Origin of the sequence: Pseudomonas sp. PsB (assembly GCF_043658375.1) — a bacterium.
GTDB classification, from domain to species: domain Bacteria; phylum Pseudomonadota; class Gammaproteobacteria; order Pseudomonadales; family Pseudomonadaceae; genus Aquipseudomonas; species Aquipseudomonas putida_Z.
Genome location: NZ_JBIGLU010000031.1, coordinates 21,200 through 43,226, shown reverse-complemented (window position 1 = coordinate 43,226; position 22,027 = coordinate 21,200). Strand labels below are relative to the sequence as shown.

Genomic DNA, 22,027 nt, shown 5'->3' with positions numbered 1-22,027 from the left:
CATGGAGCCGCTGTCGCATCATCTGCTGACCCAGGCCTACAACAATGGCTGGGCCAACCACCGTCTGTACAAGGCCTGCCTGCAACTGACCCAGGACGAATTCGTCGCCCCGCGCTGCAGCTTTTTCCCGTCGATCAAGGCCACCCTCAACCACCTGCTGACGGTGGACTGGTTCTACCTGCACATGCTCGAGTGCGAGCAGCGTGGCGAGCAGCCCGACGCCGACGGCGAGCGCTTCTTCGACCCCGAACAGCCGTTTGCCACCTGCACCGACCTGCATGCCGAACAGGCCCAGGCCGATCACCGGCTGATCGCCTATTGCCGGGGCCTGCGCGATGGTGAGCTGGGGCGCTATGTGAGCATCGTGCGCCCTGAGCGGGTACAGCGCGAGCAACGGCTGCGGCTGCTGGCGCACCTGTTCGAGCACCAGGTGCATCACCGTGGGCAGGTGCATGCGATGCTCAGTGACACGGCAGTGAGGCCGCCACAGCTGGATGAGTTTTTCTGCGAGGAAGAGGCGGGGTTACGTGCGGCGGACTTTGCCGAGCTGGGCTGGACCGAGGAGCAGGTCTGGAAAGTGTAGGGGGCTGCTTTGCAGCCCTTCGCGGGCTCGCCCGCTCCCACAGGTGCTGCACAGGTTTTGGCAGCTGTGCACTACCTGTGGGAGCGGGCGAGCCCGCGAAGGGCCGCAAAGCGGCCCCTCGACTATTGGCTCACTTGCCCAGCCACTGCACCAGCGTACGGTTGAACCGCACCGGCTCCTCGATCTGCGGCGCATGCCCCATGCCTTCAAAGGTAATCAGCTCACCCTTGGGAATCAGCTTGGTCACCTGCGGCCCCAGCACTGCATACTTGCCCAACTTCGCTTTCACCTCCGGCGGCGCGATATCACTGCCGATGGCTGTGGTGTCCTGGTCACCGATCAGCAGCAGGGTGGGCATCTGCAGGTCCTTGAACTCGTGGTACACCGGCTGGGTGAAGATCATGTCGTAGATCAGCGCCGAGTTCCACGCCACCGCTTCATGCCCCGGCCCCTTGTTCAGGCCCACCAGCATCTGCACCCAGCGCTCGTACTCCGGCTTCCAGCGCCCGGCGTAGTAGGTCTTGCGCTCATACTCGCGCACGCCTTCGGCATCCAGCTTGAGCTCGCGCGCATACCACTGGTCCACCGTGCGGTAGGGCACGCCCAGGGCTTTCCAGTCTTCCAGCCCGATGGGGTTGACCATCGCCAGGCGCTCCACCTGCTGCGGGTACATCAGCGCATAGCGGGTGGCGAGCATGCCGCCGGTGGAGTGGCCGAGCACGATGCTTTGCTTCACGCCCAGCTGTTCGAGCAGGGCATGGGTGTTGCTCGCCAGCTGCTGGAAACTGTACTGGTAATGCGCCGGCTTGCTGGAGCTGCAGAAGCCGACCTGGTCGGGGGCGATGACCCGGTAGCCAGCCTTGCTCAGGGCATCGATGGTGGTTTCCCAGGTGGCGGCGCAGAAGTTCTTGCCGTGCATCAGCACCACGCTGTGGCCGTTGGCCTGGCCCTGGGCGGGCACGTCCATGTAGCCCATCTGCAGGGCCTGGCCCTGGGACTTGAAGTCGAAATGCTTGAGCGGATGCGGGTAGCTGAAGCCCTCCAGCTGGGGGCCATAGGTGGGCGATTCGGCGGCGATGGCCGAACTGCCGGCGAGGCAGGCCAGGGCCAGGGCGGTTGCGCGCAGCATGGGGGCACTCCGTGTAGGGCCATGTAGGAAGGGGCGACTGTAGCAGCCAGTGGACCACGCGGAACGTGAAAGGTGTTACCAGGCGTTAAACCAGCCCAGGGTAATCATCGCCAGCACCCCATAGCGGCCGGCCTTGGCCAGGGTCACCAGCAGCAGGAAGCGCCAGAACGGCTCACGCATGATGCCGGCGATCAGCGTCAGCGGGTCGCCGATCACCGGCATCCAGCTGAGCAGCAGCGACCATTGCCCCCAGCGCTGGTAGCGCTGTTGCGCGCGTTCCAGCTGGGCAGGGCTGAACGGGAACCAGCGCTTGTCACGCAGGTGCTCGATGGCCCGGCCCAGCACCCAGTTGACCACCGAGCCCAGCACATTGCCCAGGGTCGCCACCAGCAGCAGGGTGGCCCAGGCCTCGGGCTGGCGCAGCAAAAGGCCGACCAGCACGGCCTCCGATTGCAGCGGTAGCAGGGTGGCGGCGCCGAAGGCGCTGAGGAACAGCGCCCACAGGCTGAGCATCAGTAGTTGGCGACCACGGTGTCCTTGCCGTCATGGGTCACGCCGATGACCTGGTAGGCATCCTTGTGGTCACCCATTTCCATGCCGGGCGAGCCCATGGGCATGCCCGGCACGGCCAGGCCCTTGAGGTCGTTGCGCTTGGTCAGCAGGCGCACCTGCTCGGCCGGCACGTGGCCTTCGACGAACTTGCCGTCGATCACCCCGGTATGGCACGACGCCAGGCGTGGCGCCACGCCCAGGCGTTGCTTCACCTCGCTCATGTTCGGCTCGACATGGTCGTTGACGGTGAAGCCGTTGTCGCGCAGGTGGCTGATCCAGGCCTTGCAGCAGCCACAGTTGGGGTCGCGGTAGACGTCGATGGTCTCGGCAGCCTGGGCCAGGCCGGTGATGGCCAGCAGGCCCAGGGGCAGCAGGTGTTTACGCAGCTTCATGAAGCACTCCTTCAAAAACGTGGGCGGATACCAGCGACCGAGCCAGTGCCTTGCTCGCGCCCGGTGTCGTTACGGCCCCAGGGGCGGTCCGATATCCAGCGGTTGGCCAGCAGCATAGCGTAAGCGGCCTTCAGGCGCAGCGCGGCCTGTTGCCGTTCGCCAGCGTTGTCAGGCAGCCAGTCTACATGCCAGGTAGTAGTTCCGGATGCCGGCCTGTCATCACGCTGGCTAACGTGCGGCACACCTATCTGAGAGCCTGCTGGATCATGACCCTACCACTGGACTGCCTGTTGTACTCCAAGACCAATCTGATCGGCATCGGACCAAACCTGTCCGAAGAGGAACGCCAGGACGTGCAAACGTTGCTGGACCATGCCGATGAGTTCGCAAGCCGCTTCCTCGACCGGGACGAGCTATGGAAAAGCTGGTTCGACCGCTTCCGCAATCGCCTGGAGAAACATGGCTGCGTAAGGACGGCCGCCCTGGAGTTGCCGCCCCAGGTCATCAGGGACCATGACGATTTCGATACCAGGCTCGAGCCCATCGGCACAGGCAGCACACCGATGCTGTTGGCCCGACTGGCGCGCGCGTCCATGCAGGAACTGCGCATCAGTGCTCACGCCAGCAAGTTCCTGCAGTCTGGTTGGCAGAACGACGTCGCCTCATCGTTTCTGATAACACCCTGCCAGAAGGACGAGGAGGGCCAGATCCATCTGGCGGTCTACTCGTTTCGCTTCAATGGCACGGTGGAGATGCGCGACTTCGGATTCTGGAGCGAGGCCCAGCGTGACATCGTCGTGTGGAACACCGGCACTGTTTACCGTTTTGACCTGGAACGTTTCGCCGCTTTTCGTCAGCAGATTCGTAAGGAATTGGGCGATCGGCGCCTTGGCGCCATTACCAGGATTGAACTCTAGCCACCTCGCTCAAGCTGGCAGGTCACGCATCAGCAGGCCGTATGCCAATGGCACCTGCTCGGGAACAGGAAGGTAGATGGTGTGGCCATCGCCAGGGGCGACCTGCAGCGGCTGCTGCTGGCCATTGCTCATGTGCTCGAGATCGAAGTGGTAGTTGCCGCGAGGGGTCATCAGCTCCAGATGGTCGCCCACGGCGAAGCGGTTCTTCACCTTGACCTCGGCCAGGCCGTCGACGCGCACCCCGGTCAGCTCGCCAACGAACTGCTGGCGCTCGGACACCGAGTTGCCGCGCTGGTAGTTCTGGTACTCGTCGTGCACGTGGCGGCGCAGGAAGCCTTCGGTGTAACCGCGCTGGGCCAGGGATTCGAGGTTGTCCATCAGGGAGCGGTCGAATGGCCGCCCGGCCACCGCGTCGTCGATCGCCTGGCGGTACGACTGCACGGCGCGGGCGCAGTAGAAGTGCGACTTGGTGCGGCCTTCGATCTTCAGCGAGTGCACGCCCATGGCGGCCAGGCGCCCGACATGCTGGATGGCGCGCAGGTCCTTGGCATTCATGATGTAGGTGCCGTGCTCGTCTTCGAACGCCGGCATTTCGGTGCCGGGGCGGTTGCTTTCCTGCAGCAGGAATACCTGCTCGGTCGGTGCACCCAGGCCCAGCGTCGGCTGCACTTCGCGCACGATGTCGCCAGTGGCGTTTTCGGTGGCCGGGGTGGCGTCGTACTTCCAGCGGCAAGCGTTGGTGCAGCTGCCCTGGTTGGCATCGCGCTTGTTGAGGTAGCCCGACAGCAGGCAACGGCCGGAGTAGGCCATGCACAGGGCACCGTGGACGAACACCTCCAGCTCCATTTCCGGCACCTGCTGGCGGATTTCCTCGATCTCTTCGAGCGACAGCTCGCGCGACAGGATCACCCGGCTCAGGCCCAGTTGCTGCCAGAACTGCACGCTGGCCCAGTTGACCGTGTTGGCCTGCACCGACAGGTGCACCGGCATCTGCGGGAAGTGCTGGCGTACCAGCATGATCAGGCCTGGGTCGGACATGATCAGCGCGTCCGGTGCCATCTCGATCACCGGCGCCAGGTCCTTGAGGAAGGTCTTGAGCTTGGCATTGTGCGGGGCAATATTGACCACCACGTAGAAGCGCTTGCCCAGGGCATGCGCCTCCTGGATGCCCAGGGCCAGGTTGGCATGGTCGAACTCGTTGTTGCGCACCCGCAAGCTGTAGCGTGGCTGGCCGGCGTAGACCGCGTCGGCGCCATAGGCGAAGGCGTAGCGCATGGTCTTGAGGGTGCCGGCGGGGGCCAGCAGTTCGGGCTTGGCGATAGTGGTCATGTGCGCACCGGAGCAAAAGGCGCGGATGCTAGGGCTGGCAGATACGGCCCGTATTGATTTGCATCAAGGGAATGGCGGCACTTTTGCCAAGGTGCGGCGCACTAATAACGCATAAGCCATGCGAGGACCCGCGATGAACCAGACCGCCCTGCAGAACAAAGCCCTGGCAGTACTGCTGGCGCTGGTGACCATTGCCTTCATCTGGATCCTGCTGCCGTACTACGGTGCGATCTTCTGGGCGGTGATACTCGGCATCCTGTTCGCCCCGCTGCAGCGCCACCTGCTGCTGCGTTTCGGCCGAAGGCGCAATCTGGCTGCGGCGGCCACCTTGCTGGTGTGCCTGCTGGTGGCGATCCTGCCGGTGATCATCACCAGCGCGCTGCTGGTGCAGGAGGGAGCCGCCCTGTACCAGCGCATCGAGCACGGGGAGCTGGATATTGCCGGTTATGTCGAGCGCGGCAAGGACATGCTTCCGGCGTTTGCCCAGCAGGGCCTGGACAGCATGGGCATGGGCAACCTCGACGGGCTACGCGACAAGATCAGCAAGTGGGCCACCCAGGGCAGCCAGGTGCTGGCCAGCCAGGCGTTCAACTTTGGGCAGGGCACGTTCGAGTTCGTGATCAGCTTCGGCATCATGATGTACCTGTTGTTCTTCTTCCTGCGCGAAGGCGCGGAGGTCGCCCGCCAGGTGCGTCTGGCAGTGCCGCTGCCCGAACACCAGAAGCGCCGTTTGCAGCTGAAGTTCAACCGTGTAGTGCGGGCGACGGTAAAAGGCAACGTGCTGGTGGCCATTACCCAGGGGGCGCTGGGCGGTTTCATCTTCTGGGTGCTGGATATCCCGAGTGCGCTGGTGTGGGCGGTATTGATGGCGTTTCTGTCGCTGTTGCCGGCGGTAGGGGCGGGGATCGTGTGGGCGCCGGTAGCGGCGTACTTCCTGCTGACCGGTGCGATTTTGTCGGGGGTGATCCTGACCGCGTTCGGCGTGCTGGTGATCGGCCTGGTGGACAACTTGTTGCGGCCGATCCTGGTGGGCAAGGACACGCGCATGCCGGACTACCTGATTCTGGTGTCGACGCTGGGCGGGCTGGCGGTGTTCGGGCTCAATGGCTTCGTGATCGGGCCATTGATCGCGGCGCTGTTCGTGTCGAGTTGGGCGATCTTCGCGGCAACCAAACCCCGGGTGCAGTTGCCGGAGTAGCACTTGTTCGAGAAAGGCCTGCCGATACGGCGATCCTTGTAGGAGCGGCCTTGTGTCGCGATCGGGCTGCGCAGCAGCCCCAGCAAATTTCGCATTGACGCAGAAACCCTGGGGCTGCTGCGCAGCCCGATCGCGACACAAGGCCGCTCCTACATCTATCGCGCAAACGTTCAGGTATCGCGCAAACGTTCAGGTATCACGCAAACGTTCAGGATGCCTGCGGCATCTCACCCTTGGCCAGGCGCCGGTTGATGTCGGCGATCACTTCGGGCAGTTCGTTGATGGTGTCGATCAGGTAGTGCGGGCGGGAACCGGCGAACAGGGCGTGGATGCGCTGGCGCTCGCTTTCCAGCTTCTCGGCGCTCAGCGCGCGGTAGCCTTCCCAGGTCAGCCCCAGGGCATTGCCCGAGCACACCAGGGCCACGGTCCACATGCCGGCACGGCGGCCTTCGAGAATGCCCGGCACGGTATCGTCGACCTTCACGCACGCCGCCACATCGTCGATACCCAGCGCGATCACGTTGGCCAGGGCCTGGGCCGGCCATGGGCGGCCGTTCGGGGTTTCGTCGGTAGCCACCACATGGTCGGCCACGTAGCCGTTCTGCGCGGCCAGCTCCACCACCTTGTCCATCACCACCTTCGGGTAGCCCGAGCAAGAGCCGATCTTCAGGCCGTCCTGGCGCAGCCCGGTGAGAGTGTCCAGGGCGCCGGGGATCAGCGCCGAGTGCACGGCGATCTTCTCGATCTGCAGCGGCATGAAGCGGTTGTAGATGGCGGTGACATCATCGTCGGTCGGGGTACGGCCGAACACCTTGCGGTAGCGCTCGGCAATTTCCGGCACATCGCACAGGGTACGGATGTGGTCCCACTTGCCCATGCCCATCGGGCCGCGGGCTTCTTCGATGGACACCTGCACATCGAATTCGGCAAAGGCTTCGACAAAGATCTGGGTCGGGGCGAAGGAGCCGAAGTCGACCACGGTGCCGGCCCAGTCGAGGATGGCGGCTTGCAGCTGGGTAGGGTTGCTGTAGTTCATGTGCGCTTGTTCCTGAAATTGGTGGGCAAAGGGTCAGATGTCCAGCACTTCCATTTCCCGCAGCACCTCGGCCACGGCATTCACGGCGGCCTGCATGCCGTCCGCTCCGACCACGCCGATGCAGCCGACACGGAAGGTTTCCACCTGGGTCAGCTTGCCCGGGTAGAGGATGAAACCCTTGGCCTTGACCCGCTCGTAGAAGTCCTTGAACTGGTAGCGGGGATCGTTCGGTGCGTGGAAGGTGACGATGATCGGCGCCTGGATCTCGGCAGGCAGGAAGCTGCGCAGGCCGATGGCGGCCATGCCGTCGAGCAAGGTCTTGCAGTTGTCGGCGTAGCGCTGGTGGCGCGCTGGCAGGCCACCTTCCTCGTTGTATTGCTGCAGCGCTTCGTGCAGGGCAGCGACCACGTGGGTCGGCGGGGTGAAGCGCCACTGGCCGGTCTTGGCCATGTAGGTGTGCTGGTCGTGCAGGTCCATGGCCAGCGAGTGGGCGTTGCCTTCGGCAGCGGCCAGGGCGGTTTTCTCGGCGAACACGAAGCCCATGCCAGGTACCCCTTCCAGGCATTTGCCGGAGGCGGCGATCAGCGCCTCGAAGGGGATGGCGCGGGCATCGATCGGCAGTGCGCCGAACGAGCTCATGGCGTCGATGATCAGTCGCTTGCCGTGGCCTTTGATCACCCGGGCGATCTCGGGCAGCGGGTTGAGGATGCCGGTGCTGGTTTCGCAGTGGATCAGCGCGACGTGGGTGATGGTTGGGTCGGCGGCCAGCAGGCGGTCGACGTCGGCGGCGGTGGTCGGCTGGTCTTCGGCGGTTTCGAAGGTGCTGTAGGCACGGCCCAGCACTTTGCAGATCTTCGCCAGGCGCTGGCCATAGGCGCCATTGATCAGCACCAGGACCTTGCCGTCACGCGGCACCAGGGTGCCGATGGCCGCTTCCACGGCAAAGGTGCCGCTGCCTTGCAGGGGTACGCAGTGGTGGCTGGCGCTGCCGTCGATGATGGCCAGCAGTTGCTCGCAGACACTGGCAGTCAGTTGGTTGAAGTCGCGGTCCCAGGAGCCCCAGTCCACCAGCATGGCTTGGCGGGTGCGGATTGATGTGGTCAGGGGACCGGGGGTCAGCAGAATCGGGGCGTTGCTCATTCCGTTATTCCTCACAAGCGGTGGGCTGAAACTACGGGGCCTAGGTTGCAATTGGCGCTGTCATCAATCAAATTGTTTGTTGTTATCCGAGCTATAAGTCAGGCTGATAAATATGAACCTGTTCCAGTTGCGTGCCTTCGATGCCGTGGCCCGTGAGGGCAGCTTTACCCGTGCCGCCGCCCGCCTGTTCATCAGCCAGCCGGCGGTGACCGGGCACGTGAAGGCGCTGGAGGAGCACTACCAGATCACCTTGCTGCGGCGTACTGCGCGGCGGGTGGAGTTGACCGAAGAGGGCACCCGCCTGGCGGCCATCACCCGCGGCATGTTCGGCCTGGCCGAAGAGGCGCAGGCCATGCTCGAGGCCAACCGGCAATTGCTGACCGGGCGCCTGGAGGTGGCGGCCGATGGCCCGCACCGGGTCATGCCGATGCTGGCGCTGCTGCGCGAGCGCTACCCGGGCATTACCGTCAACCTGCGCCTGGGCAATGCCCAGGAAACCCTGGCGGCATTGCTCAGCGAACATGCCGACGTGGCCGTGCTGACCGAGATCGAGCCGCGCAAAGGCCTGCATTTGCAAAACCTGTGCGAGTCGCGGTTGTGCGCCTTGCTACCGGCGGGGCATGCCTGGGCCAGCGGCGAGGGTGATTTGCCGCTGGCTGAGCTGCACCAGCAGATCATGGTGTTGCGCGAACCCAGCTCCACCACCCGGCGCACCTTCGACAAGGCCTGCAGCAAGGCCGCCGTGCAACCTCGGGTGCTGCTGGAGCTGGACAGCCGCGAGGCGGTGACCGAAGCGGTGGCCTCGGAGCTGGGCATTGGCGTGGTGTCGTCCACCGAAGTCGCCAATGACCCGCGGGTAGTGGCACGCCCGCTGGCCGGTGACGGCCTGGTCAACCAGCACCTGATCGGCTGCCTGGAGCGCCGCCGTGAGCTGCGCCTGATCCAGGCGTTCCTCGGCCTGGCGGCGGGGCTGTGATGGCTGTTTTCAACGGGGCGGCCTAAGATGGCCGGCATTGAGCCGACAGGACCGTCGATGAGCGAGAAAGACACCATTTCCATGCAGCTGGTGCGCGAAGCGCTGTTGCAGACATGCCCCGCCGGCGAGCCCGATACCGGCTTGCTGGCCCGGGCGGGTATCGCCGTCGAACAGCTGCACCTGCCAGCGGCACGGGTCAGTGCCGAGTCCTATGCCCGGCTCTGGCGTCTGCTGGCGCGGCGCTGCAACGATGAGTTCTTCGCCATGGACCCGCGCGGTCTGCGCAGCGGCAGCCTGGCGTTCATGTGCCGTGCCAGCATGGGCCAGCCAACCCTGGGCGCCGGCCTGGAAACCGCGCTGGCGTTCCTGTCACTGATGCTTGAAGACCTGCAGCCAAGCCTGGTGCGCCAGCAAGGCCTGGCCGAAATCGTCATCAACGAACCGCGTGACACACCGCGCCGCGCTTTCACCTATTTCACCTTCTGGATGATCGTGCACGGTGTGACCTGCTGGTTGGCCGGGCGGCGTATCCCGATCCTGGCCATCGATCTGCGCTGTGCCGAGCCGCCGTTCTGCGATGACTACCGGGTGATGTTTTCGGAAAACCTGCAGTTCGAGCGCCCGCGCACGCGCATGATCATCGCTGCCGAATGCCTCGAGCTGCCGCTGCGGCGCAGCGAAGAAGAACTGCAGCGCTTTCTGGCCGAGGCGCCGGGCAACATCCTGGTCAAGTACCGTGACCCGGCCAGCCTCGGGCGGCGCATTCGCACCGACCTGCTGCGCCTGGACCCGGGGCAGTGGCCCGATGGCGACAGCCTGGCGCGCCAGTTGTGCCTGTCGCCTTCTACCCTGCGCCGGCGGTTGGCCGAAGAGGGGCAGAACTACCAAGGGTTGAAGGACAGCGTGCGTCGTGAGCTTGCAATTGCCTGGCTGAGCCAGGAAGACGCGGCCATGGGCGAAATCGCCGAGCGCCTGGGCTTTGCCGACAGCAGTTCGTTCTACAAGGCATTTCGCAAGTGGTTCGGCTGCAACCCTGGGCATTACCGTGCGCTGATCCTCAAGCGCGGCAGTGGCGGCTAGGGAACCACGCCTTCCCGCTGCCGGCTGGCGCCGCTGACAAGCATCGTGACAAGTCGATCACTGACCAGGAAATCGACGATGTCTCAACCTGCCTTGCACCCCAAGTTGCTTCACCCCGCCGAAGATTTCATCGCGCAAAGCTTGCCGGCCTGGCTGAAGGCGGCCAAGCCCAAGCAGCTTGCCAGGCTGCAATTGCGTTTCAACGCCTATCTGGCGAGCCAGCGGCAGATGGCAGGGTTCGCCGACCGCCTGCAGCCTCTGGACCGTTTTGCCAAGCAACTGTTCGAGCCTGCCTTGCGCCAGGACAGCCAGCTGAAGCTGCAGGTCGACCTGGACAAACTGGTGTGGCGCGAAACACGCGCACGGCTGGATGTGAGAACCGGCTTGATCCCTGATTATCAACCGTACTTCGTGCGCATGCCGGCCTTGCAAAAGCTGTTGCAGAACTTCAAGGCCAGCGAGTCCTTCTTCCTCGGCACCGCCTTGACCCTTCCGGGGGCCCATCAGGACGAGCAGGTGGTGAGCGAAGACATCGAGCGGATTGTCAGCCTGTGCCGCCAGGTGGATGTCGGCAGCGCCTACCAGCGGCACTTGGCGCAGGTATTGACCCCTGACTTTGAAAAAGCCCTGACTACCGACCGGCGCCTGGAACTGGCCGTGGCGGTCGAGATTGCGGCCATCAAGCAGCAGCTGGATCCGGAAGACCTGCTGGTGCTGCGTATCGCGTGCAAGGTTGAACCCGCCGTGATCAAGGGGCCGGTGCAGCTGGAGATCGGTGCACTGCAGGTCCTTGGCTGCCGGGTGGATGGCGCGCTGGCCGTTGAGTTGATCGAGCAGCCCCGCCACCAGTCCACGTTTCCCTTCGGGGTGCCTGGGCGCTTGAAAAGAGTGATCCTGTATACCCCTGACGATCAGGCGCAACCCCTGCGCGCGTTCACCAATTGGGATGAGGCGAACCGCGTCCTGGCCACGGCGATGGGCAACCAGGCCTATCGACAGGCATTTGTGCGGCGCATTGCCTTGAATGATCGCGCCACTTGCGAGCAGGCCCTGGCCACCCGCTTGCAGGATGCACAACCTGACCTGGAACCCCGCAGGGTGTTGGAAGCGGGGGACGGTTTTGCGTCGATGGCCGCCTGGCACATGCAGCGAATCAAAGCCGATGCACGTTTCCTTGCGGTGCCCACCGCCCAGGCCGATGACGCGGCTGCGGAGCAGCGCCTGGACGAGCTCAAAGGCGCTGGCCTGGTCTTGCTCAACCTGGCGGGCTTGTTCGTGCCGGTCATCGGGGCTTTGCTGGTGGCGGACCTGGCCAGGCAACTGTTGACCGAAACTTTCGAGGGCGTGCGCGACTGGCAGTTGGGCCATCAGCATGAGGCCTTGATGCATATGCTTCAGGTGGCCTTCAGCGTGGCAACCACCGGTGCGGTGGTTGTCGGTGCCCACCTGGCCCGCAGCGCATTCGTCGAAACCCTGGAGCCGGTCATCACCGAAGATGGCCGGCAACGGCTGTGGCGCAATGAGCTGGCGCCTTACCAGGACACTACTCCACCCGTTCAGCTGACGGAGCTCGACAACGGCTTGCTCGCCGAGGGTGAGCGCCATTGGTGGCGGTCGAATGGTGCCTTGTATCGGGTAAGGCAAACCGCCAATGGCGCTTGGCGCTTGCTGCATGCCGAAGGTGACACGGCGTTCGGGCCGGTGCTGGAACGTTGCTCTGCGCGTGGCTGGCGGCTGGCTTACGAGCGGCCACTGGAATGGCAGGGCGCCGCACTGTTGCTCGGGCGGCTTTGGCCGGCGGCGACCGCGATGGACGCCGTGCGGGTGGAACAGGTGCTGAAGGTCGCGGATGTCGACGAGGCCTACTTGCGTGGCCTGCTGGTGGAACGGCGCGGGTTGCCGGTGCAGCTGCGCGATACCTTGCAGCGCTTTGCCGTGGACGCACGCGCGCAGGCCTTTTTCAGCCGGCTGGAAGCGGGGGAGGCTGATACCGCTACCGAGCTGTGGCAATGGTGCATCGAACGGTTGCAACTGCAGGGTGAAACCGTCGAAGAACAGGTGCTGTCGATCCGTGACGCGGCAAGCGAGTTGCGTGAGGCGATGCTCGAGCATTTCTCCAGGCTTTATCTGGCCGACGACCCGCTGCTGGGCTTGATCCAGCGCGACTTCCCGACGCTGCCAGACGCCTATGCCCTCGATGTGCTCGAGCAGGCCACCGAGGCTGTGCGCTTGCGCATGCAGGCAGAGTCTCGCCTGCCGCTGGCGTTGGCTGAACAGGCGCGGGTGGCCCTGCAGCTGGCGCGCCTGACCCGCATGCGCGAAGCGTTGTACCTGCAGGGCAGTTATCGGCCGGAAGTGGTGGCGCTGGTCTTTGCCCTGCTGCGTCGGCATGGCCCCGGCGCTGCCGGGTTCAACCTGGTATTGCGCCGTGACCCGTATGCCGGGGCAGCGATGGAGCGGCTGTTCGCCGAGACCGACCTTGAGCAGGCCGTGGTGCTGGTCAGGCGGGAGGGGCACTTCCAGCTCTACAACGACAGAGGCTTGCCGGATGAGCGCGAGGTCGCCGCCCCCGAGGGGCTGTTCGAGGTGCTGGCCGCTTGCCTGCCCGTGGAATACCGGGTGCGACAGGGTTGGAATGGCGCCGATGCGCCGACCAGAATCCGCGAGCAGATGCAGGCCTGGCTACCCGGTGACCGGCAGGCCCTGCTGCGCCTGCTCGGTTGGCGGGAGGCAAGGCCCATGGCATCGCCCATGCAGCGTTTGGCCGATGGCCGAGCGGGCTATCCATTAGGCGGCTGCCAGTCGTGCATCGGCTCGCCGGAGCGCGTGGTGCGGCAGCGGGTGCGCGCGTTGTATCCCGGTATCGGGGATGCCGGCGTCGATCGCTATGTCCAGAGCCTGTTGGACATGCGCGGGGGCCTGTTCGAGAACCTGCTGCGCGTCGAGCAGGAATACCGCCGCCTGGATGACAGCTTGCTGGCCTGGGTTGAAGAGGTAGCGGGCAGCGCCAGCCGTGCACGCCGACGCGTCGCAGATTCGTTGCGGCGTGCCTGGCAGATGCGCAGCGACCGCGCCGCCGGGGCTATCGGCAACGATGCAATGCTCAGCCTGAGCATCGTCGGCGTACCGGTGGGCAGCCTGCCCGTGTTGCCGGTCGGGACGGACTTCTCGCACGTTTCGGAATTGACCCTGTCGGCGCTCGGTCTGGATGCCATCCCGTCGGGGTTCCTCGCCTGCTTCCCCGATCTGCTGTGCCTGGACATGAGTGACAATGCCCTGCGCGCGCTACCTGCGGGGCTGGAGCGGTTGACCGCCTTGCGCCAGTTGCTGATGCCGCGCAACCGTATTCGTGTCTCGGAGCCGCAGGCCAATGTGCTGACCGGCCTGGCGCTCTTGCGTTCGCTGGACCTGAGTGACAACCCGCTCGGCGACATCAGGCTACAGTTCGAGCGGTTGCCCAGCCTGCGGATCCTGCGTTTGAACCGGGTGCAGATGACGGCGCTGCCCCGGGGCCTGGAGTGGTGTGGCCTGTTGGTCTTCGCCGACCTTCGCAACAACCAGATAGCCGAGTTGCCGGCAGCCTTGTTTCAGGCCCCGTTGCAGTTGCGCCGTGCCATGCACCTGGAGGGCAATGCGCTGTCAGTGCAGGATCTTGATCGCCTTTATTCCGTCGAACGCCTGCTGGACACGCCCCGCCCGCAACGGAACGCCCCGGCCCGGGAACAATGGTTGCAGACCTTGGACCCAGCAGCGCGGCAGGAGCAGCAAGGAAAATGGGATGCGCTGAATGCCGAGCCCGGCAGCCTGGCTTTCTTCGAGCTGCTTAGACAACTGACGAGCACGGCCGAATTCAGCAAGGCGCCGGCCGAACTCGGATTCAGGGTATGGGCAATGCTGGATGTCGCCCATGCCGATACCGCCACGCGCATGGCGCTGTTTGACCTGGCAGCGGAGCCCATCACCTGTGTGGACAGCGTTGCCATCGTGTTCAGCCGCCTCGAGGTGCGCATGCATGTCGAGCAGGCCACCCGCGGCGGTGACCCGATCTCGACCCGCTCGGCACGCCTGCAGTTGGCCAAGCGGCTGTTTCGCGTGCACTGGGTAGAGAAAATCGCCCGGCGCGAAATGGACGCCCGCTACCAGGATGGACGCTGGAGCCGGGGAAATCATGATGAAGAGGAGGTGGAGGTCAATCTTGCCTACCTCAGCGGCTTGGCCCAGCGCCTGGACCTGTTGGGCCAACCTCGTCATATGCAGTTTGGCAGGCTGGCCAACGTGTCGCCGCTGCAACTGGAGGAGGCCTTCAAGGAAGTGCTGGAGGTGGAGGCGGGTGAGCAACGGATCGTGTTCATCAGCGAGCGTGATTTCTGGTTGCCGGTACTGCGAGCAGAGCATCCGGACGACTTCGAAACCCTGGAAGCGCAATTCTCCCTGCGGATGGAAACTCTGTACGAGCAAAGGGAGGCCTTGACCAGTGACGAGTACCGGAAACTGGGCGACGCCCTGCGCGATGAACGCGAGCAGGCCCTGGCCAGACTTGCCCAGCGCCTTACGCACGAAGCGTTCATGGTGCCAGAGGCAAAGTGACGGCGCTTCAAGGGCGGCACGCAGTGTGCCGCCCTGCTTCTACCGCAGGGGTTCCCTCTGCGCAAGCGCTGGCAGGTTGCACACCATGCGTGGCTTTCGACAGCCATCCAGGGACCTGCCATGACCCGCGAACCACACGCACCACAGCCCGCCTCTGCGTCTTCCAGCCACTTGCACGACGGTTTCATCGGTGACCGGTTGCCTGCCTGGCTCAAACAGGCCACGCAAAGCCAGATACGCACCTTGCGCGAAAGCCTGGAAGCCCATCATGCCACCCAGGCCCGGTTGCGCGGGATCACCCTGGCGCTGCCGTCACCGCAGCAGTTCGCCGAACGGCAATTCGCCAGTTTGTTGCGCGAGCCGCTGCCGGGCGACGTAGCGTTCTGGCAGTTGGAGTGGCTGGAGGTTTCCCATCGTTTCTCGTCCACGCCCGGCGCAGAGCTGCAATTTCCCACTTACGGGCAACGGCGTGAAAACGGCTTGCTCCGCCTGATGCGCAACTTTGCCGCCAGCAACGATTTCTACCTGGGAACCGGGTTGGTCGCGCCGGGGCAGGAACGGGTACTTTCGCGAGGCACCGATGAACTGGTCGAGGCGTGCCGCAAGCTCGATGCCGGGCGCCTGTACCAGCAGGAGCTGGACCGCACATTCGATGCCGCGGCACAGCGCATCTTGTGTGAAGACAAGCGCTCCGGGCTGCGTCTGGCCGTGGAGGTTGCCGCGCTGAAAGGCGAGATCACCGAGCCGGTCAAGGAGGCATTGCAAGCCCTGGTGGATAAACCCGCGGATCGGCGATCCGCCAGCCTCACGGGCCACCCGGGCCTGCTCGAAGCCCTCGGTTGCCCAGTGGCGGATGGTGTGTGGATTCAACTTCGCGACACGCATGGGCAAACGCAGGGCGGCGTGCTCTACCTGCCCAGCGACCCGGTACAGGCGTTGCGACACTTCGACAGCCATGCCTCGATCAACAGCGCGCTGGTGGCCGAGCTGCGCCATGAACCCTATCGCCAGGCGTTCAGCCAGTTGATCGGCCTGGATCAGCGTGCCGGGTTCATGCACAAGCTGCAGGCCCGCCTGAAGGATGATCAGCCGGACCTGGAACTCGATGGCAGCGTGCCACAGCATGACATTTTCCAGGCGCTGACTGCACAGCAGACCAACCGGGTGAAGCAGGATGGCCGCCTGTTGCTGGTGGCAACTGCCGATGCCGATGAAGCCGCATCGCGTGAGCGGCATGAGGCGTGGAAGGCCGCCGGTCTCGATGTGCTCAACCTCGCTGGGCTGTTCATTCCGGTGGTGGGCGGCTTGCTGCTCGGGCAACTGGTGGCCCAGACCCTCTCGGAGGTTTTCGAGGGCACGCAGGACTGGTTGCGAGGCCATCAGCACGAGGCGCTGGAGCACATGCTGGGGGTTGCCGAGATACTGGCGGGCACCGCCGCGACTGTGGTGGGCGTCACCTTCGTGCGCAGCGCGTTTGTCGCGGCGCTGGAGCCGGTAAGGCTCGCCAATGGGGCGGGGCGTTTGTGGTCCCGAGATCTGGCAGCCTTTGCCTCGACCCCTGAAACGATCACCTTGGGTGCGGACGGGGCCTATGCCGATGGCGAGCGCCGCTGGATGAAGGCCGACGGGGTCTTCTACGAAGTTCATCGGCCTGACCCCGATGGCCCCTGGCGTCTGCGCCACCCCGGTCGCGAAGAGGCGTACGGCCCGGTCGTGCTGCACAATGGCGAACGCAGCTGGCGCCTGATGCATGATGAGCCGCAGTGTTGGCGCGACCCTGCGAAAATGCTCGATACCCTTTGGCCGCGCGATCAACCTTTCGATAACCAGCAGGCGCAGCGGATCTTGCGCATGGCCGGCATCGATGAGGACGAACTGCGCGGCCTGCTGGTGGAAAACCGGCGAACGCCTGCCACCTTGCGGGAAACCCTCAGGGCATTCGATGCCGATGCCCGGATCGACACGTTCTTCCGCAACCTGGAACGCGACACTGTCTCCGATCAGGACTTGCAGCTGCTGGCCTGGTGCGAGTCCCGACCGGGCGGCGTAAAAGGGCGTGCCGCAGTGCTGGCGGACCGGCCAAGGTCGAGCGACCTGCTGTTCGCACGGCTGACACGCCTGCCCGAATCGGCGGAGCCTTTGCTCAAGCCGCTGATGGCGCTGGGGCTGCCTGAGCCCTATGCGCGCGATCTGGCTGACCGAGCAAGTCACGAGGCTCGCCAGCTGTTCGTCAGTGGTGGAAAGTTGCCGCAAAGCCTGGCCACCCAGGCCAGGTCGTTGTGCTCGCAGGCGAAGGTGAGCAGGGCGCTGGCAGGGTTTTATCTGCCGAGTGCATATAGCGACGAAACGGGCATGTTGGTGCTGGCATTGCTGAATGTCGAGGCCATTGATGCGTTCAGCCTGGCGTTGAGCAATGCTGCTGCGGATGCCGTGGCGTTGAAACGCATCGGTTCGGTTGGCGATGCGGCCGAGCAGCGGGTGCTGGTGCGTGAGCAAGGGGTCTTTGCCTTGTATGACGGGCAGGGCCGAAAACTCGCGATGCAGCCGCCTGCTTCCTCGTGCATCTTCCAGGCCGTGCTGGCCGCGCTCGAATCGCGCAGCCTGCTGGGCCGTCTGGGCCTGGCCGAGAACGCCAATGCCGAGCGCCTGCGCGAGAAGCTCATGGCGCACCTGGGCACCCATGAGGAAATCGCCCGCATGCTGGGCTGGGCACCGACAGAGCGCTGGTTCAACCCCGGGCAGCGCCTCGCCGATGGCCGTGTCGGCTACCTGCTCAGTGGGCGCGCATCACCGCCCACCACACCCAGGGAGCAGCTGCGGGCCGGCCTGAGGCAGTTCTTCCCGGGGCTGGGCGATTCGCTGGAAACGCAAGTTGACCGCTGGCTGCTGCAGAATGTGTCGGTCGCCGATGCGCTCCTGGCGCTGCAGGACGATTTTGAGCAGTTGGACCGCGCGCTCAATGGTTGGGTGTCGGCTGCGCTGAGTGACACTTTGCGGGCGCGACGCCAGCTGTTCGCCGACCGATTACGGCGTGCCTGGCAGGCGCTTGGTGACGATGTGGTGGTCGACCGTGACGGCAGGCGCCAGGGGCTGCGCCTGGTGCTGAATGATCTGCCAACGGATTCGTTGCCGGTCATGCCCGCGCCTATCGATTTCTATCACGTCACCACCCTGGTACTGAGCGAGACGTCCATCGGGGTGGTGAACGAGGAGTTTCTGCGGGCATTCACCTACCTGCAGGAGCTGGACCTGAGCCACAACCAGCTGTTGCGCTGCCCGCGCGGGCTTGGCTACCTGACCAACCTGCGCCGGTTGCGCCTGGGGCATAACCGCATTCGCCTGGATGCCCATGCCATCGAAGCACTGAACGGGTTGCCGCTGCTCAGCCACCTCGACCTGAGCTACAACAGCCCGCTGGGGGTGTACGAAATGCGCTTCCATCACCTGCCTCATCTGATCGAGCTGAATTTGCGCCGCTGCGGGCTCAGCGAGTGGCCCAGAGGGCTCGAGCTGTGTGGCTTCCTGCAACGAGCCGACCTGCGTGACAATTTCCTGCGGGGTGTGCCTGACGGCGTGCTGGCCATGCCGCTGGAGTTTCGCCAGCGCATCCTGGTCGATGGCAACCGCCTGAGCATGGCCGATTACGGCAAGCTCTATGCCTTGGAGCCGCTGCTGGAGGACCCAGAGGAAGAGATCGGCCGCGCCTGGTGGGTCGGTTCCGACTCCGCCAGCCAAGGGCGTGGCGAGCTTTGGGACCGGCTGAGCACCCGGGACGAAAATGCCCGCCTGTTCGATCTGCTGGAGCTTCTGCAAGGCCTGGCGGACTTCAGCTGGCCCAGGGCCTATCTGTTGCGCATGTGCTGGAAGTGCCTGTCGATGATGGAGACAGACGCCGAATTCGCTCGCCAGGTGCAACTGGCGGCCGACGATGTGGTAATGGATGACAACGGTGCCATCGAACTGTTCAGCCGACTGCTGCGTCTGCATGCCGAGCGCGACGCGGCAGGCGATGGTGTTCAGATCCATGGTCCGAAGTCGCTGGCGTTGGGGCGCGCCTTGCACCGTCTGGACCGCCTTGACGAGTATGTCGAGGCCGAGCGGCAAAATCTTGAAGGCTTCGCCGAACCGGCAGTACTGGCGACGTTGGCAATGCGCTACAGGGTGCGCTTGCGCACCAGGCTCAGTTTGCCGTTCCAGCCTGCCAGAATGCGCCTCAGGGCCGCCGCCGTAGGGTTGAGCGAGCATCGGCTGCAGGCGGCAGAGGCGGCCGTGGAAAGGGCGAACGTTCTCGTTGATGTAGTCGCAAACCTGTGCACGCGCGCATTCTGGCAGCGCTTTTTGCAACAGCGCTTCGCCCGGCCGTTCAATGACCTTGAGCAACTCGCTGCGGAGCAGCGGGCGGCACTGGCGGTAAGGCGCGATGAACTGGGTGAAGCACAGTATCTGAACCAGGAACAGGCTCTGGATGCGCAGCTGCAGGCCGATCGGCTGGAGTTGCAACTGCAACTGACCGAGCACTACGTGATCAGCCTGGAGCGCGCACCGGGCTGATGGCCACCGGCCAAACCGGTCATCCAGTTTGACAACTTAGGCCATTGCCGCGACGCCAGCGCGGCGCGAACATCGTCGGACCGATGGTTCAACTCCAAAAACAAGAAACCAGGAGTCCGACGATGCGCGATTACACCGAGGCCGCTCGTGCGTTCGACCATGGCCAGGCTGCTGCTGCGGCGCTGCATGGCAACCTCGAAGCCCTCAATGCCTGTGTCGAATGTTGCGACCGCCATGCCGGTGAGGGCAAGACCGCACTGGTCTGGGAAGACCGCGAGGGCAAGAGTGCGCGGTTGAGCTTCGATCAGTTGCAAACACTGGCTGCCCGTTTCGCCAATGTGCTCCAAGCGCAAGGCGTGGGTGCGGGTGATCGGGTCGCCGGGCTGATGCCGCGCACCCCCGAACTGCTGGTCACCATCCTCGCCACCTGGCGCCTCGGGGCGGTGTACCAGCCACTGTTCACCGCGTTCGGCCCCAAGGCCATCGAACATCGCCTGGAGCAGTCCCACGCCCGCGTGGTCGTCACCGACAGCCACAACCGCGCCAAGCTGGACGATGTGCACGCCTGCCCGACCATCATCACCGTCAATGCCCGCAGTGGCGAGCTGGACTTCCAGCAGTGCCTGGACAATGCCGCAGACGAATGCGAGCCGGTCATGCGCTCGGGCAACGACCCGTTCCTGCTGATGTTCACCTCCGGCACCACCGGCCCGGCCAAACCGCTGGAAGTGCCGCTGCGTGCCATCGTCGCGTTCCAGGGCTACATGCGCGATGCCATCGACCTGCGCCCCGAGGACAACTTCTGGAACCTGGCCGACCCGGGCTGGGCCTATGGCCTGTATTACGCGGTCACCGGCCCGCTGTCACTGGGCCATGCCACCACCTTCTACGATGGCCCGTTCAGTGTTGAAAGTTGCGCACGGGTGATCGACAAGCTGGGCATCACCAACCTGGCCGGCTCGCCCACCGCGTACCGCCTGCTGATTGCCGCCGGGGATGACTTCTCGGCACCGATCAAGGGCCGCCTGCGGGTGGTCAGCAGTGCCGGCGAACCGCTCAACCCGGAAGTGATCCGCTGGTTCGCCGACGAACTGGGCGTGACCATCCACGACCACTACGGGCAGACCGAGCTGGGCATGGTGCTGTGCAACCACCATGGCCTGCAGCACCCGGTACACCTCGGCTCGGCCGGCTTTGCCATCCCCGGCCACCGCATTGTGGTGCTGGACGAGCAGGGCAACGAACTGCCCGCCGGCCAGCCGGGCATCCTCGCGGTCGACCGCGAGCAGTCGCCGCTGTGCTGGTTCGCGGGCTACCACGGCCTGCCGACCAAAGCCTTCGTCGGCAAGTACTACCTCAGCGGCGACACCGTCGAGCTGAACCAGGACGGCAGCATCAGCTTCGTCGGCCGCAGCGACGATGTGATCACCACCTCCGGCTACCGGGTCGGCCCGTTCGACGTGGAAAGCGCACTGATCGAGCACCCGGCGGTGATCGAAGCGGCGGTGATCGGCAAACCGGACCCGGAGCGCACCGAGCTGATCAAGGCCTTCGTGGTATTGGCCAGCGGTTACCAGGGCAGCGCCGAGCTTGAAGAAGCTTTGCGCCAGCACGTGCGTCAGCGCCTGTACGCCCATGCCTACCCAAGGGAAATCGAATTCGTCAGCGAGCTGCCCAAGACCCCGAGCGGCAAGCTGCAACGCTTCATCCTGCGCAACCAGGAAGTCGCCAAACAACAAGCGCAACAGGCCACCCCTGCCAGCGCCTGAAAGGAACCGATCATGCAAATAGCCAACAAACACTTCATCGTCAGCGGCGCTGCCTCCGGGCTGGGTGCTGCCACCGCGCAGATGCTGGTCGAGGCCGGCGCCAAGGTCATGCTGGTCGACCTCAATGCCCAGGCCGTCGAAGCCAAGGCCCGCGAACTGGGCGAAAACGCCCGTTTCGCGGTGGCCGACATCAGCGACGAGCAGGCCGCCCAGGCGGCGGTCGATGCGGCCGTCAGCGCCTTTGGCAGCCTGCACGGGCTGGTCAACTGCGCCGGCATCGTCGGTGCCGAGAAAGTGCTGGGCAAGCAGGGCCCGCATGGCCTTGCCAGCTTTGCCAAGGTCATCAACGTCAACCTGATCGGCAGCTTCAACCTGCTGCGCCTGGCCGCCGCGGCCATGGCCGAAGGGGCTGCCGATGAGGGGGGGGAGCGCGGGGTGATCATCAACACCGCCTCCATCGCTGCCTATGACGGCCAGATCGGCCAGGCTGCCTACGCAGCTTCCAAGGGCGCCATCGCCAGCCTGACCCTGCCGACTGCCCGCGAACTGGCGCGCTTCGGCATCCGTGTGATGACCATCGCCCCGGGCATCTTCGAAACGCCGATGATGGCCGGCATGACCGAGGAAGTACGCGCCTCGCTGGCCGCCGGCGTGCCATTCCCACCGCGCCTGGGGCGCCCGCAGGAGTACGCCGCGCTGGCCCGCCACATCATCGAGAACAGCATGCTCAACGGCGAGGTGATCCGCCTCGACGGTGCACTGCGCATGGCTGCCAAGTAAGGAGAGCG

At 64.8% G+C, this 22,027-nt stretch carries 15 protein-coding genes; 9 read left to right on the top strand and 6 right to left on the bottom strand.

The window, feature by feature from the left end; all coding sequences use genetic code 11:
- The first annotated feature begins 1 nt into the window (after position 1).
- Positions 2 to 583: a DinB family protein gene (locus tag ACGLHT_RS24990; protein WP_013971816.1), complete on the top strand. Its 582-nt coding sequence runs from the start codon at positions 2 to 4 to the stop codon at positions 581 to 583.
- 130 nt (positions 584 to 713) lie between these two features.
- Here ACGLHT_RS24990 and ACGLHT_RS24985 read toward each other — a convergent pair whose 3' ends face one another.
- The 3 genes from ACGLHT_RS24985 to ACGLHT_RS24975 form a co-directional block, all read right to left on the bottom strand.
- Complete coding sequence (locus ACGLHT_RS24985) at positions 714 to 1,712, bottom strand: alpha/beta fold hydrolase (RefSeq protein ID WP_137163425.1); 999 nt, start codon at positions 1,710 to 1,712, stop codon at positions 714 to 716.
- Between the two features lie 75 nt (positions 1,713 to 1,787).
- Positions 1,788 to 2,225 (bottom strand): YqaA family protein, encoded by a 438-nt coding sequence (locus tag ACGLHT_RS24980; protein WP_274121022.1) that lies wholly within the window; start codon positions 2,223 to 2,225, stop codon positions 1,788 to 1,790.
- On the bottom strand, positions 2,225 to 2,656 hold the full coding sequence (locus ACGLHT_RS24975; RefSeq protein WP_137163426.1) for a DUF411 domain-containing protein: 432 nt from the start codon (positions 2,654 to 2,656) through the stop codon (positions 2,225 to 2,227). Before ACGLHT_RS24975 ends, ACGLHT_RS24980 begins: the two co-directional genes overlap by 1 nt.
- A gap of 266 nt (positions 2,657 to 2,922) precedes the next feature.
- On the opposite strand from ACGLHT_RS24975, the gene ACGLHT_RS24970 reads away from it, so the two are divergent.
- Positions 2,923 to 3,573, top strand: a complete 651-nt coding sequence (locus ACGLHT_RS24970; RefSeq protein WP_274121021.1) for a hypothetical protein — start codon at positions 2,923 to 2,925, stop codon at positions 3,571 to 3,573.
- A gap of 9 nt (positions 3,574 to 3,582) precedes the next feature.
- Here the strand turns inward: ACGLHT_RS24970 and yegQ are convergent, their stop codons facing one another.
- The gene (gene yegQ / locus ACGLHT_RS24965) at positions 3,583 to 4,902 is read right to left on the bottom strand and encodes a tRNA 5-hydroxyuridine modification protein YegQ (RefSeq protein ID WP_274079642.1); all 1,320 of its coding nucleotides are present in this window, start codon (positions 4,900 to 4,902) and stop codon (positions 3,583 to 3,585) included.
- A 133-nt stretch (positions 4,903 to 5,035) separates the two neighbouring features.
- On the opposite strand from yegQ, the gene ACGLHT_RS24960 reads away from it, so the two are divergent.
- Positions 5,036 to 6,100, top strand: a complete 1,065-nt coding sequence (locus tag ACGLHT_RS24960) for an AI-2E family transporter (protein WP_013971823.1) — start codon at positions 5,036 to 5,038, stop codon at positions 6,098 to 6,100.
- A 208-nt stretch (positions 6,101 to 6,308) separates the two neighbouring features.
- Here ACGLHT_RS24960 and phnX read toward each other — a convergent pair whose 3' ends face one another.
- Both phnX and ACGLHT_RS24950 read right to left on the bottom strand, forming a co-directional pair.
- Positions 6,309 to 7,136: a phosphonoacetaldehyde hydrolase gene (gene phnX, locus ACGLHT_RS24955; RefSeq protein ID WP_025338370.1), complete on the bottom strand. Its 828-nt coding sequence runs from the start codon at positions 7,134 to 7,136 to the stop codon at positions 6,309 to 6,311.
- A gap of 33 nt (positions 7,137 to 7,169) precedes the next feature.
- Positions 7,170 to 8,276 carry a 2-aminoethylphosphonate--pyruvate transaminase gene (locus ACGLHT_RS24950; RefSeq protein ID WP_274079641.1) on the bottom strand — a complete coding sequence of 369 codons (1,107 nt, stop codon included), beginning with the start codon at positions 8,274 to 8,276 and terminating at the stop codon, positions 7,170 to 7,172.
- A gap of 112 nt (positions 8,277 to 8,388) precedes the next feature.
- Here ACGLHT_RS24950 and ACGLHT_RS24945 point away from each other — a divergent pair, with 112 nt between their 5' ends.
- The 6 genes from ACGLHT_RS24945 (at position 8,389) to ACGLHT_RS24920 (ending at position 22,019) form a co-directional block, all read left to right on the top strand.
- Positions 8,389 to 9,252: a LysR substrate-binding domain-containing protein gene (locus ACGLHT_RS24945; RefSeq protein WP_137163430.1), complete on the top strand. Its 864-nt coding sequence runs from the start codon at positions 8,389 to 8,391 to the stop codon at positions 9,250 to 9,252.
- Positions 9,253 to 9,309: 57 nt separating this feature from the next.
- Complete coding sequence (locus tag ACGLHT_RS24940; RefSeq protein ID WP_024086600.1) at positions 9,310 to 10,332, top strand: AraC family transcriptional regulator; 1,023 nt, start codon at positions 9,310 to 9,312, stop codon at positions 10,330 to 10,332.
- A gap of 78 nt (positions 10,333 to 10,410) precedes the next feature.
- On the top strand, positions 10,411 to 14,919 hold the full coding sequence (locus ACGLHT_RS24935; RefSeq protein ID WP_137163431.1) for an NEL-type E3 ubiquitin ligase domain-containing protein: 4,509 nt from the start codon (positions 10,411 to 10,413) through the stop codon (positions 14,917 to 14,919).
- 120 nt (positions 14,920 to 15,039) lie between these two features.
- Positions 15,040 to 19,470, top strand: coding sequence for a dermonecrotic toxin domain-containing protein (locus ACGLHT_RS24930; protein WP_274121020.1), 4,431 nt, complete (start codon positions 15,040 to 15,042; stop codon positions 19,468 to 19,470).
- A 122-nt stretch (positions 19,471 to 19,592) separates the two neighbouring features.
- A complete protein-coding gene (locus ACGLHT_RS24925) occupies positions 19,593 to 21,239 on the top strand; it encodes an acyl-CoA synthetase (protein ID WP_137163433.1) in 1,647 nt (548 codons plus the stop codon).
- A gap of 12 nt (positions 21,240 to 21,251) precedes the next feature.
- On the top strand, positions 21,252 to 22,019 hold the full coding sequence (locus ACGLHT_RS24920) for an SDR family NAD(P)-dependent oxidoreductase (protein ID WP_013971831.1): 768 nt from the start codon (positions 21,252 to 21,254) through the stop codon (positions 22,017 to 22,019).
- Positions 22,020 to 22,027 lie beyond the last annotated feature (8 nt).